This is a genomic window from Ectothiorhodospira shaposhnikovii, from assembly GCF_047222355.1.
Lineage (GTDB): Bacteria > Pseudomonadota > Gammaproteobacteria > Ectothiorhodospirales > Ectothiorhodospiraceae > Ectothiorhodospira.
Map to the genome: position 1 here is coordinate 1602071 of NZ_CP178333.1, position 12455 is coordinate 1614525.

General features: G+C 62.8%; 13 protein-coding genes. 4 read left to right on the top strand and 9 right to left on the bottom strand.

All coding sequences use genetic code 11. The annotated features are described in order from the left end of the window. Positions 1 to 116: 116 nt before the first annotated feature. Genes ACLF6L_RS07340 through dusA form a run of 4 tightly spaced genes read right to left on the bottom strand, consistent with a single transcriptional unit; the run spans position 117 to position 3364 of the window. A complete protein-coding gene (locus ACLF6L_RS07340) occupies positions 117 to 1559 on the bottom strand; it encodes an NAD(P)H-binding protein (RefSeq protein ID WP_412852693.1) in 1443 nt (480 codons plus the stop codon). Positions 1560 to 1565: 6 nt separating this feature from the next. After that, positions 1566 to 2060, bottom strand: coding sequence for a hypothetical protein (locus ACLF6L_RS07345; RefSeq protein ID WP_412852759.1), 495 nt, complete (start codon positions 2058 to 2060; stop codon positions 1566 to 1568). A gap of 2 nt (positions 2061 to 2062) precedes the next feature. Next, the gene (locus ACLF6L_RS07350) at positions 2063 to 2362 is read right to left on the bottom strand and encodes a nucleotidyltransferase domain-containing protein (protein WP_238629784.1); all 300 of its coding nucleotides are present in this window, start codon (positions 2360 to 2362) and stop codon (positions 2063 to 2065) included. Between the two features lie 60 nt (positions 2363 to 2422). Then, entirely contained in the window at positions 2423 to 3364 is a 942-nt protein-coding gene (gene dusA, locus ACLF6L_RS07355) for a tRNA dihydrouridine(20/20a) synthase DusA (RefSeq protein ID WP_412852694.1), read from the bottom strand. Between the two features lie 535 nt (positions 3365 to 3899). Here dusA and ACLF6L_RS07360 point away from each other — a divergent pair. Both ACLF6L_RS07360 and ACLF6L_RS07365 read left to right on the top strand, forming a co-directional pair. Then, positions 3900 to 4169 (top strand): BrnT family toxin, encoded by a 270-nt coding sequence (locus ACLF6L_RS07360; protein ID WP_200176555.1) that lies wholly within the window; start codon positions 3900 to 3902, stop codon positions 4167 to 4169. Further along, positions 4153 to 4434, top strand: a complete 282-nt coding sequence (locus tag ACLF6L_RS07365; protein ID WP_200176556.1) for a BrnA antitoxin family protein — start codon at positions 4153 to 4155, stop codon at positions 4432 to 4434. The genes ACLF6L_RS07360 and ACLF6L_RS07365 overlap by 17 nt, the downstream gene beginning before the upstream one ends. Before the next feature lie 103 nt (positions 4435 to 4537). On the opposite strand, the gene tnpA is transcribed toward ACLF6L_RS07365, so the two are convergent. Further along, positions 4538 to 4978, bottom strand: coding sequence for an IS200/IS605 family transposase (gene tnpA / locus ACLF6L_RS07370; RefSeq protein WP_338031799.1), 441 nt, complete (start codon positions 4976 to 4978; stop codon positions 4538 to 4540). On the opposite strand from tnpA, the gene ACLF6L_RS07375 reads away from it, so the two are divergent. After that, positions 4977 to 6251, top strand: a complete 1275-nt coding sequence (locus ACLF6L_RS07375) for an RNA-guided endonuclease InsQ/TnpB family protein (protein ID WP_200176557.1) — start codon at positions 4977 to 4979, stop codon at positions 6249 to 6251. The genes tnpA and ACLF6L_RS07375 overlap by 2 nt on opposite strands. A gap of 61 nt (positions 6252 to 6312) precedes the next feature. On the opposite strand, the gene purB is transcribed toward ACLF6L_RS07375, so the two are convergent. Next, positions 6313 to 7680, bottom strand: a complete 1368-nt coding sequence (purB, locus tag ACLF6L_RS07380) for an adenylosuccinate lyase (protein ID WP_412852695.1) — start codon at positions 7678 to 7680, stop codon at positions 6313 to 6315. 106 nt (positions 7681 to 7786) lie between these two features. Here purB and ACLF6L_RS07385 point away from each other — a divergent pair, with 106 nt between their 5' ends. Next, complete coding sequence (locus ACLF6L_RS07385; protein WP_412852696.1) at positions 7787 to 9196, top strand: class II fumarate hydratase; 1410 nt, start codon at positions 7787 to 7789, stop codon at positions 9194 to 9196. A gap of 1 nt (position 9197) precedes the next feature. Here the strand turns inward: ACLF6L_RS07385 and ACLF6L_RS07390 are convergent, their stop codons facing one another. From ACLF6L_RS07390 to ACLF6L_RS07400, 3 genes are read right to left on the bottom strand one after another with little or no spacing between them, the layout of a single operon-like run. Then, positions 9198 to 11150: a putative bifunctional diguanylate cyclase/phosphodiesterase gene (locus ACLF6L_RS07390; RefSeq protein WP_412852697.1), complete on the bottom strand. Its 1953-nt coding sequence runs from the start codon at positions 11148 to 11150 to the stop codon at positions 9198 to 9200. A gap of 2 nt (positions 11151 to 11152) precedes the next feature. After that, on the bottom strand, positions 11153 to 12001 hold the full coding sequence (locus ACLF6L_RS07395; RefSeq protein WP_008931228.1) for an HDOD domain-containing protein: 849 nt from the start codon (positions 11999 to 12001) through the stop codon (positions 11153 to 11155). Next, a complete protein-coding gene (locus ACLF6L_RS07400; protein ID WP_238617013.1) occupies positions 11998 to 12384 on the bottom strand; it encodes a hypothetical protein in 387 nt (128 codons plus the stop codon). The genes ACLF6L_RS07395 and ACLF6L_RS07400 overlap by 4 nt, the downstream gene beginning before the upstream one ends. Between the last annotated feature and the right edge of the window lie 71 nt (positions 12385 to 12455).

Genomic DNA, 12455 nt, shown 5'->3' on the forward strand with positions numbered 1-12455 from the left:
AGAGCGGTAATCCAGTGGTGGGTTTATAGGATGCTGTGGCCTGGGCTCCCGCTTTCGCGGGAGTGACAGTTAAAAATGACGGGAGTGACGTATTAACCGCATTTTTACCTTGCTTTTCACCGCGCCAGCCTCGCCAGATGCCGCTGATAGCGGCGCATGACCAGCAGGTGGGCCACGGCTTGGCTCCACAGGTATAGATACCAGGGCAGTGACGGCGCAAAGTCGTGAATGGCCGCCATGGTGTAGCGTCCGCCCAGGACGCTCTGAAACTCGAATCTCCCCCGTTGTGCTTCCTTTCTTGCCAGCAGGCCGCCGGTGATGCGGTGGATCTGTCGATCCTTGGTACCGGCCTGGCTGTCCCGTTCCAGTTGTAGCAGCAGGTGTCCGCCGGGGCGTAGGTGGACCTGGTAGCCGGTATCTTCGTCGGTGTGCGGGTCTGTGAGGACCGCGGTCTTCACGAAGGGTCGGCAGCAGTCGCCCAGCCAGCGGAAGTAGTTGCCGGCCACCCAGGCGGCGTCCTGGCCGGGGGGCTGGATGATGCGCTGGATGGAGCGTACCCGGCTGGCCCGTCTGAGTTCGGCCCGGGTCTTTTGGTGGATGGGTTGCCGGGGGTTGGGCAGCAGGCGTTTGCGTCGGTGGTCCAGGGCGTCGTTCAGGGCCTGTTCGAAGGGGATGGCATTTTGGTCGATGAACCGTTGCAGGGGATTGTCCTTGAGCCGGGTGGCCCGTGGCAGACTTTCCATGACGGGGGCCACCAGGGCGGTGGGGGTGCCGGTGATCCAGCGGGCGCCTAGGGCGACGATCCGGCTGGGCAGCCAGGGCAGGGTGAGGAAGCGGCGTTTGAGGCCCAGCAGCCTTGCCGTGGTCCGGAGCATGTCTTCGTAGCTGATGCAGTCGGGGCCGCCGAGGTCGTAGTGGCCTCGGAACTGTTCCGGTTTGCCCAGGGTGTGACGGATGGCCCGAATAAGGTCCGCAAGGGCGATGGGCCGGGTGCGGGTGCGGGCGTTGGGGGGCAGGGTGATGATGCCGATCCGGCGCACCAGTTCCACCATGAGTCGGCAGGCGGAGCCGCCGGGGCCGACCACGAGGCCGGCGCGCAGGATGGTGACGGGGACGCCGTGGGCGGTGAGGGCCAGTTCCACTTCCCGGCGGCTCCAGAGCAGGGTGGAGATGCGGAATGTGTCGGGCATGAGGCCGCTGACGAAGAGGATCTGTCTGACGCCGTTGGCGGCGGCGGCGCGGGCGAAGTTGTCGGCCAGGATCAGGTCCATGTCCCGGGGGGCGGCCTGGGTGAGGCGTGATGAGGGGGCGAGGGAGTGGACCAGGTAGACGGCGTAGTCGCAGCCCTTGAGGGCGTGGGTGAGTTCGGCCAGGTCGTAGAGATCGCAGTGCCGCCAGGTGATCCGGCTGTCGGGATCGGGGGTTTGGGCGCGGGCCTGGGATCGGGTGAGGGCGGTGACCGGATAGTCCCGGGCCAGTTCACGGCACAGGGCGGTGCCGATGAAGCCGCTGGCACCGGCGATGGTGATGCGGGGGGCGTGTTCCGTGTCCGGCAACATGATGCTTTACGCTTTTTTTGGAGTCAGCCAACCCCGAGTCAGCATGTCGTCAAGGAGTGTTTGTGTCACCTCCAGCAGCACGGGGACGAAATGATGGCCGGTTTCCAGGGCATTGACCAATATTTCGGGATCTTCGATGTACTCATGGATCATCTGGTTGCGAAGTTTGCGCACGGTAAGCCAGGTATCCGAGGACGGAATCACGCCCAGGCGTTCCGCCTTGTCCAGATTGTCGATGGCGGCGCCGGTCTTTTCTCCCAGACCACGCAGATACAGAGGGATCAGTTTATCGCCGAGGCTATCCTGGAGTCGGCCGAAGCGAGCGACAAAGGCGTCGGCACGTTCGGCTTGGTCGGTGTCGTTTTCAAGTTGCCGCGCCCTTTGCAGGCTGAAGGGGTGTGCAAAGAATCGCTGGTCGGTGATCCGCAAGTGTCGTGCCTCCTTTTCCACGATGCGGGCGAGGAATTGCAGGCGTGCCTTGTCTTTCTCTTCAAGGGCGATATTCAAAGCATGATCCCTTCGCGGCGGGCAATGTCGTGAATGGGAAGCCGGATCAGATTGGGCGCGCTGATAAGAACATCCACCCTGCGCCCGTCCATTTGGCGGCTGATTCTGGCTGAGAGGGTGGCGGAGAGCCAGGCGGGATTGTCGGCCGGCTCGGTCAGTTCCACCAGCAGGTCCACGTCCCCCCCTTTTTTGTGGTCATCCAGGCGTGACCCGAACAGGCGCACCGTGGCCTTCGGGCCTGTCAGTTCGGTGACGATCCGGCGGATGGCGGTTTGTTGGTCCGGGGTCAGACGCATGCGCCAAGATTACTACATTTGGGCGTCGCCGAGGGGTGAGGGGAAAGGCCCGGCAGAGGATCAGCCCTGGGCGGGAACCTTGGCCGCCGCCTGTCGGATGATGTCCGGGCCGGCACCGGGGCGGTGGGCGTTTTCGCTCAGGTGACGGCGCCAGGCGCGGGCACCGGGGCGGGCCTGGAACAGGCCGAGAATGTGACGGGTCATGGCCTGCAGGGGGACACCTTCCGACAGACGCGCCTCCACATAGGGCAAAAACTGTTCGATGACTTCATGGGGGGATTGCGCCGGGGCCGATTCACCGTACAGTTCCGGGTCCACGCCGGCCAGGAGCCAGGGGTTGTGGTAGGCCTCTCGGCCCAGCATGACCCCGTCCACATGCGCCAGCTGCGTCCGGCAGTCTTCCAGACGGGCGAGGCCGCCGTTGATGATGATCTCCAGATGGGGAAAGGCCTGTTTGAGGCGGTGAACCCGGTCGTAACACAGGGGCGGGATTTCCCGGTTCTGTTTGGGGCTCAGACCCTGCAGCCAGGCCTTGCGGGCGTGGACGATGAAGCGGGTACAGCCGGCACCCGCAACCGTCTCCACAAACCGGTGAAGATGGGCTTCGCTGTCCAGGTGGTCGATACCGATGCGGTGCTTGACGGTGACGGGGATGTCCACCGCGGCCTGCATGGCGGCCACGCAGTCGGCCACGAGCGCCGGCTCGGCCATGAGGCAGGCACCGAAGCGCCCGGAACTCACCCGGTCCGAGGGGCAGCCCACGTTGAGGTTGATCTCGTCGTAACCCGCCTCGGCCCCCATGCGGGCGCAGGAGGCCAGGGCCTGGGGGTCCGAGCCCCCCAGTTGCAGGGCGATCGGGTGCTCCGCCGGATCAAAGCCCAGCAGGTAGTCCCGATCGCCGTGGAGCAGAGCGCCGGTGGTGACCATCTCCGTGTAGAGGAAGGCGCGGCGGGAGATAAGACGCAGGAAGTAGCGGCAATGCCGGTCAGTCCAGTCCATCATCGGCGCCACGCAGAAGCGGTGAAGCCCGTTTTTCCTTGCTCCGCAAATGCTTAGGTCTGATTCTGCGCTGTTTTTCGCTGCCTGTTCCTGCGTCATTTTTGCCTGTTTTCGGGGGGGCGTTGGTTCAGTGCTACAACCGGTGCTACAAAATCCGCCTTGTAGCAACTGGACTCGGGGTGGGGAGTGGCCACTATCGTAGCACGCAGGGGGAAAGGCGGAACGCGCTACATGGCGCAGATCCGCATCAAGCGGGGCGGCGTGTCGCACACGGAGTCTCGCACGCTATCATCCGCTCGGTGTGGGAAACCAGCAAATTACACGGGCAGAACCCCTTCGAAGTCCTGCGAGTGGCTGCGACAGCCTGAACAGCTACGTTTACGCAACCAAACGCTGCCCTGAGTGCGACCCCCACCGGGATTGTGACTACCATGGGGCGGCTCCACCCTGCGGGCACGCCGAGGGGGCGTGACGCCTCTGCACTGGCGGCAGGCCGCAACAAATTGCCGCCAAGCTGGTCTGTACATACAATCGCGGCATGATGATTGAGTACGATGCCGACAAGGATGCCGCCAACCGCGCCAAGCACGGCGTGTCACTGGCCGAGGCCAAGGCGCTGGAGTGGGATACGTTGCTGGCGATGGAGGATCGTCGCCGGGACTACGGCGAGCGCCGCATGATCGGCTATGCCCTGATGGGTGCTCGGCTGTTCTGCGTGGTGTTTGTCGATCGCGGTGAGGCGCGCCGGATCATCAGCCTGAGAAAAGCCAACACCAGAGAGGTGAAGCGCTATGTTGCGAGCAGCTAAATCCGGTCGAAAGGTGTACGTGCCGACCGAGGCCGAAGACGCGGCCATTGCCGCCGGCGTGGCTCAGGACCCGGATACCTTTGAGCCGACCGATGCCGAGTTTGCCGCCATGCGAAGGGTGGCGCCGACCAAGGAACGCATCACCATTCGCTTGTCCCCCGATGTGGTGGCACGCTTTCGCGCCACCGGCCCCGGTTGGCAGACACGCATGGATGCCGCGTTGAAGGACTGGCTGCGGGATCACTCCCCTGAGCGCCTGGGCTAGTCGGGGGAGCGGATGGCGGTCTGCCAAATTGCGCCGCAGTGCTCCGCCTATGGCCGCGCAGCGGCTTAGGGGGTGGTGAAGCGGCGCATGGCGCGTAGCGCCATCACTCCGGTGCTTCCTGCTGTTCGATGTATTGCTTCAGGACCGAGAGCGGCGCACCGCCGACGCTGATGATGCAGTAGCTGCGAGACCAGAACACCGGCTTGTGCCAGTAGTAGCGCCGTATGTGTTCCCCGTACTCCTTGCGGATCAGTCGCGAGGTGACGGTCTTGAGATTATTCACGAACGCAGATGGCGCGGTGCGCGGCGTCAGCTCCAGGAGCAGATGCACATGATCCGATTCGCCGTTGAACTCCAGAACCTCGCCTTCCCACCTTTTGGTGGTGGCACGGACGATTTCTTCCAGGCGAGAAAGCATTGCTCTCGTGATGCACTTGCGCCGGTACTTGGTGACGATAACCAAATGATACTGGAGCCGATATGTGCAATGGTAGAGCCGTTTTAGCGGTTGTGAGTCCATAATAACCAAGTATACTTTCAGCATGGTCCAGCGCAAGGTCACATATCGGCTTTACCCCACGGCGGCCCAGCTTGCCGCCTTGGAGCACCAACGCTGGGTCCACTGCCTGTTGTGGAACGAGGGTCTGGCCGAACGACGCCAGGCTTGGAGCGAGCGGCAGGAGTCGTTGGGCTTCTCGGCCCAGTGCAAGCGGCTGACCGAGTGGCGCACCCAATCGAAGCTCCTGCGCGATATCAACGCCCAGTCCGAACAGGTCACCCTCAAGCGTCTGGATCTGGCGTTCCAGCACTTCTTTCGCCGTATCAAAAACGGCGAAACGCCCGGTTTTCCCCGCTTCAAGCCGCTGCACCGTTTCAAGGGTTGGGGCTATAAGACCCACGGTGACGGCTGGCGTCTGGTGACCAACGAGCGGATGAAACACGGGACACTGAGGCTCAGTGGAATCGGCAAGGTTGCCATCCGGGGTAAACCCCGCACCCCAGGCACGCCGAAGACCTGCGAGCTGTTTTGTCGCAACGGGCGCTGGTACGCATCGGTGACGCTGAACTGCGAGCCTGCGCGTCAACGCGGCGACACACTGGGCGGTCTGGATTGGGGGCTGGAAACCTTCGCCACCGTGGCCACGCCAGCAGGGACCGAGACCATCGATAACCCGCGCTACCTGGCCAGGACACTGGACGAAATCCGCCGGGTCCAGCGCGATATTTCCCGCAAGGAGGAGGCGGCCAGGAAAGCGTCCGGGAAGACGCGCCGTTTTCCCGTTTCCAACCGTCTCCAGAGGGCATACGAGCATTTGCGTCGCCTCCACCGCAAGGTGGCGAACCAGCGCCACGATTTTCAGCATCAGACGACAGCGCGGCTTGTTGGGCAATTCGCTGTCCTGGGCCTGGAGGCACTGAACATCCGCACCATGACCGCTTCGGGCGGTCAGTACAAAAAGGGCTTGAACCGCAGCATCCTCGATGCCGCTGGCGGGGCCTTTCATCAATTGCTCGGGTACAAAGCGGAAGAGGCTGGGACCTGGGCGATGGAGGCTCCGACGCGGCATCTCAAGCCCTCGCAGACCTGCCACGCCTGCGGGCGGCAGGAGAAGAAGTCGCTCGGCCAGCGGCGTCATGAGTGCCCCTGTGGCGCGTCCTGCTCGCGGGACGAAAACGCCGCTCGGGTCTTGATGAACTGGGCCAAGCAGCAGTTATCCGGTCGGGAACCTGGCCGATGCGTGGAGGGCGGTAAGACCGAATCATCCCCGGATGATCCGGCACGCCCCGTGAAGCGCGAAACTCACGCCATAGCCTGAAAGGCTTGGCGGGAGTAGTTCATGATCCTTTCCTGCTGCATGTTGGCCTCACGAAAATCCTTTAGATCCTTCGCGCCTGCTGGGCGGCGTTGCCGGTGTAGCCGCCGGGGGTGAGGGCCTTGAGCTGGTCCCTGGCCACCTGGGGAATCTCCAGGGTGTCGATGAAGGCGCGCAGGCGGGGGCCGTCCACCCGTTGACCGCGGGTGAGTTCCTTGAGCTTCTCGTAGGGCTTTTCCACCCCGTAGCGGCGCATGACGGTCTGGATGGGCTCGGCCAGGACTTCCCAGTTGGCCTCCAGGTCGGCATCCAGGCGGGCGGTGTCCACTTCCAGCTTGCCGATGCCCTTGCTGACGGCCTGATAGGCAATCACGGACCAGGCGAAGCCCATGCCGATGTTGCGCAGCACGGTGGAATCGGTCAGGTCCCGCTGCCAGCGGGAGACGGGCAGCTTGCCGGCCAGGTGTTCAAAGACCGCATTGGCCAGGCCCAGATTGCCCTCGGCGTTTTCAAAATCAATGGGATTGACCTTGTGGGGCATGGTGGAGGAGCCCACTTCGCCGGCGATCACCTTCTGCCGGAAGTAGCCCAGGGAGATGTAGCCCCAGACGTCGCGGGAGAAGTCGGTGAGGATGGTGTTGAAGCGGCACAGGCCGTGGAACAGTTCGGCCATGTAGTCATGGGGTTCGATCTGGATGGTGTAGGGGTTCATCTCCAGGCCCAGGCCGTCGATGAATTCCCGCGCCAGGGTTTCCCAGTCCACGTCCGGGTAGGCGCTCAGGTGGGCGTTGTAGTTGCCCACGGCACCATTGATCTTGCCCAGCATGATCACGTTGGCCACCTGGTTGCGGGTGGTCTTGAGGCGATGCACCACGTTGGCCATTTCCTTGCCCAGGGTGGTGGGGGAAGCGGGCTGGCCGTGGGTGCGGGAGAGCATGGGCTGATCGGCGTGCTTGTGGGCCAGATCGCGAATGGCGTGAATGACCTCGTCCATCAGCGGCAGCATGGCCTGGCCCCGGGCCTCCTTGAGCATGAGGGCATAGGCCAGGTTGTTGATGTCCTCGGAGGTGCAGGCGAAGTGGAAAAACTCACTGATGGCGGCCAGTTCCGCGTTGCCGATGACCTTTTCCTTGAGGAAGTACTCCACCGCCTTGACGTCGTGGTTGGTGGTCCGTTCGATGTTCTTGACCCGGCGGGCGTCTTCCTCGGAGAAGTTTTCCACGATGCCGTCCAGGATGTGACGGGCGTGCTCACCCAGGGGCGGCACTTCCGGGATGCCCGGATGGGCGGCCAGCGCCTTGAGCCATTCCACTTCGACCTGTACCCGGTGACGAATCAGGCCGAATTCGCTGAAGATCGGGCGCAGCATCTCGGTCTTGCTGCCGTAGCGGCCGTCCACGGGGGAGATGGCGGTGAGGGAGGATAGCTCCATGGGGCGGGGTCTCCGGGCTGACTGAAAAAAGCGGGATTATACTACAGGATAGAGGATTCGCCCCGTTGGGGCGCCGTCGCGCCGCTCACGCAGAGGAGACAGAGACATGGACCCTGCCAGGACACGCATCGAGCATGACAGCATGGGCCCGGTGGAGGTCCCTGACACCGCTTTGTACGGTGCCCAGACCCAGCGTGCCGTGAATCATTTCCGGATCAGCGGCAAGCCCATGCCGGTGGCCTTCATCCGCGCCCTGGGCCATGTGAAGGCGGCCTGTGCCCAGGCCAACCGGGATCTGGGCCTGCTGCCCGAAAAAATGGCCGAGGCCATCATCGCGGCGGCGGATGCCGTCTCACGGGGAGAGCACGTGGAGCACTTTCCGGTGGATGTGTTCCAGACCGGCAGCGGCACCAGCTCGAACATGAATGCCAACGAGGTGATCGCCACGCTGGCATCTCGGCACCTGGGGGCGCCGGTGCATCCCAATGATCACGTCAATCTCGGGCAGAGTTCCAACGATGTGATTCCGACCACGTTGCATGTGGCTGCCGCCGTGGCGTTGCGCCGGCAGCTGATCCCGGCGGTGCTGGAGCTGGCGGACTGCATCGACGAGCGCGCCCTGTCCCTTGCCGGTCTGGTGAAGACCGGGCGTACCCATCTGATGGACGCCATGCCCGTGCGGCTGGACCAGGAACTGGGGGCCTGGGCCCAGCAGCTGCGTTACGGGGCGGAGCGCCTGGAAGACGGATTTCCCCGTCTGGTGGAGCTGGCCGTCGGCGGAACCGCCGTGGGGACGGGGGTGAACGCCCATCCCGAGCTGGGAGATCGCGTCGCCCGGATACTCTCCCGTCGCACCGGGGTGATGTTCGTCATCAAGCCGAGTCGGTTCGAAGGGATGGCGGCTCAGGATGCGGCGGTGGAGATGAGCGGGCAGCTCAAGACCCTGGCCGTGAGCCTGATGAAGATCTGCAACGATCTGCGCTGGATGAACTCGGGTCCGCTGGCCGGGCTGGGCGAGATCCGGCTGCCGGCCCTGCAGCCCGGAAGCAGCATCATGCCCGGCAAGGTGAATCCGGTGGTTCCGGAGGCGGTGGCGATGATCTGTGCCCGGGTGATGGGAAACGATGTCACGATCGGCATCGCCGGTCAGTCCGGAAACTTTCAGCTTAACGTAATGTTACCGCTGATGGCTCATGATCTGCTTGAAAGTATCGAACTGTTGGCCCGAGGTATTGTGCTGCTGCGGGAAAAGGCCGTGGCAGGCCTGACGGTGGATGAGTCACGGCTCAAGGCCACGCTGGAACGCAATCCCATCCTGGTGACGGCGCTCAATCCGGTAATCGGGTATGAGCAAGGGGCGGCAATTGCCAAGCGGGCCTATGCGGAGGGCAGGCCCGTGCTGGAGGTGGCGCTGGAGATGACGGACCTGGATGAGGCCGAGCTGCGTCGCTTGCTGGATCCGATGGCACTGACCGGGCCTTCAGCCGGCAGTGGGGGGCGCGAGGGTGAGGCATGAATCAGGAATAGGAAAAAGCTTTAAGATATTCGCATAACTCACTGAATGGAAGCGGTTTGCTGAAGTAATAACCCTGAATGAACTCACAATCGAGCTGTTTGAGGAAGGCCAGTTGTTCCTCGTTTTCCACGCCTTCCGCCACCACTTCCAGGCCCAGCCCCTTGGCCATGGCGACGATGGCCGTGACGATGGCCGTATCGTCGCGGTCATGGGGGGTGTCACTCACAAAGGAGCGATCGATCTTGAGAGTATGGATGGGAAAATGCTTCAAGTTGTTGAGGGACGAGTAACCGGTGCCGAAATCATCCACTGCCAGCCGGAAACCCAGCTGATGCAATTGCCGGAACATGTCCACGGCCACGTGGATGTCCTGCATGATGGTGCTTTCCGTCAGCTCCAGTTCGATACGGTGGGGCGAGATATCGTGCTCCTTGAGGATGGCGGCATATCTTTCCACCAGCTTGGCCTGCCGGAACTGGCGTGCCGACAGGTTGATGGCCATGCGGGGAGGCTCGATGTCCGCTTCCCGCAGCCGGTGCATGTCCTCGCATACCCGCTTGAGCACCCATAGCCCCAGGCCTTCGATGATGCCGGTGTCTTCGGCAATGGGAATGAAATGGGCCGGGCTCAGTAGCCCCTTCTCCGGGTGATGCCAGCGCACCAGCGCCTCCAGGGCTTCCACCTTGCCGGTTCGCAGGGAGACCTGGGGCTGGTAGTGGATGTCGAACTCGTCCCGGGCCAGGGCCTTGACCAGCTGGTTTTCCAGCACCAGGTGGCGGTAGGTCTGGGAATTGAGGTCTTTGGTATAGAACTGGTAGAGGTTGCGGCCGCGCTGCTTGGCTTCGTACATGGCCGCGTCGGCGTTCTTGATCAGGGTGTCCGCGTCATTGCCGTCGAAGGGGTGGATGCTGATGCCGGCACTGCAGGTGATGAACACCTGATGATCCATGACCTCATGTTCACGGCTGATGCTTTCGATCAGTTGCTGGACGAAACGAGCCACCAGATCCAGCGAGGCCACGTTGTCCAGGATGATGCCGAATTCATCGCCGCCCAGTCGGGAGAGGGTCACGTTGGCGACGTCCAGATGGTAGCGTCGGGTCACCTCGGCCGAGAGAAAGGTGTTGCGCATTTCGCCGGCGAGACGGCGGATCAGGATATCTCCCGCGCGATGCCCCAGGGAATCATTCACTCGCTTGAAGTGGTCCAGATCCATCAGGATCACGGCGATATGCCCGTCGGGTACGCCCCGGCGCTGCATCAGCTGGCTGAGGCGATCACTGAACAGAACCCGGTTGGGCAGGCCGGTGAGGGTGTCGTGACTGTGCTGGTGAAGCAGCTCCTTCGACTGGCGCTGGGTGATCTTGCGCAGGGTCTGATGCTGTTGCTCCCTGAGGGCGTAGAGGGCGGCACTCTCGAGTGCATAGGCCGTATTGAAAAGGATGATGGACAGCACCTTGAGGCCTGACTCGGCGGCGCGCAGGGCGGTGCCGCGGATACGGCCGACGAACATACCGCGGATGCGTGTACGGGTGGAGACGACGTGCATCACCAGATGGGTGTCGGCCGGATACCGGCCTCCCGCGTGGATGCATACCGGGTGATTCTGGTTGATGGCCCAGGCGAACTTGCCTTCGTCGATCAGGCATTCGACGGCGGCCTCCAGCTCCTCATCCGTGCAGCCGGGCTGACGGTATGCGAGATTGAAGTTGGAGTCGTCATCAACAATGTAATAACCCGCATCCTCAAGGGTCAGAACGCGGATCACGCAGTCGTGCGCGCATTTGAGGATGGTTTGGGTATCTCGGTTGTGACGGTGGTCACCGAAGATCGAGGTCATGGAAGCCAGTACATCCATGGCATAGTGATGCCAGTGATTGGCTGCCTCGAGATAAGCCACACGCTCACGCAGATAGTCGATTTCTGCCCGGTGAGGTGAGTCTTTTTTAGTCATTTTCATGCCGTGAATACATCGACGACCTGCTGGTAGTGCATGTCGGTATGGGTGATCACCTGTTCCAGCATGGTTTCGGACAGGGCAATGCGAATCCAGGCCTCATCATCAATCGGGGGGACATAGCGCTCTCCGCTGGTACCCAGTCTCAGGGCATTGGCAATGCTGTCCGCCACATGGACGACGGCCGTTTCGATGGGGTACTGGGCGGCCAGGCCCGGCGTGTGATGATAACGGACCGGCTCCTCGAAGGCTTGTGGCAGGTTCCAGGCCTGCAGCAGATCCCCGCCCAACTCGGCATGGTCCATTCCCAGAATCGCCTGTTCCGCCTGGAACAACAGGCATTGGTGTGCATCCCGGTGCGCCAGGACCCGGGCCGATGTCTCGGTCATGTGCATGAACATGAGCAGGCGGCCGATATCGTGAAGCAGGCCGGCCACATAGAAGCGTTCCACGTTGGCTTCGCGCCGGGCACCGGCCAGACTGCGGGCCAGGAGCGCGGTGACGATGCTGTGTCGCCAGAAGCTTTCCATGTCGACCCCCGCCACGGGAAGCCGGTTGAAATAGCGGATGATGGTGGCGGCAAGAACCAGGTCGCGCAGTTGCTGGGTGCCGATGATGCTGATGGCGCGGTCGATACTGCTGATCTGGCCGGGAAAGTTGTAGAGGCTGCTGTTGGCGATGCGGAGCAATTTGGCTGTCAGGGCGCTGTCGGTCTCGATGGCCCGGCTCATGGCCTCGAAGGAGCTGGTGGGGTCGTTGACCGCGGCCTCGACGCGATGAAAGACGCTCGGCAGGGTGCCCAGTTCCGGGTTGTCGGCGAGGATGTCCTGAATGATCGATGTCGTCATGGATTGCCTTTGGCGTCAAGTTTCCTTGCAAGGCGCGCCGTCGATACCTTGAACAAGACATCCATGACGGGATTGGCAAGATCCACGTGCATGAAGGCTGTGGCCATGATGCTTCTGGCCTGGGTCAGTGATGCTTCGCTGACTTCGCGGGGGGCTCCCTGGGCGTCGCCGTTGGCCGATGAATCCGGGTGCATGACCGGAACCTCCTTGTCTGTCCAGACGGTAATCTCATTGACACCCCAGGTCTTGAGGACGCGAATATGCTTGTCTCTCAGGGGCAGACCGGCGGACAGCAGGAGCCTACCGCTGCGATCCCGCACATCTTCCGCCAGTACCGCGCCTGGCGTGGCCCTGTCCGCCGGGATGTTGATCTTGCCGTCCATCCGTCAGCCCCCTGGTTTTTCCAGCGTCTTGCCGTCACTCCCGCACAGGCGGGAGTCCGTTATTGTCAGCA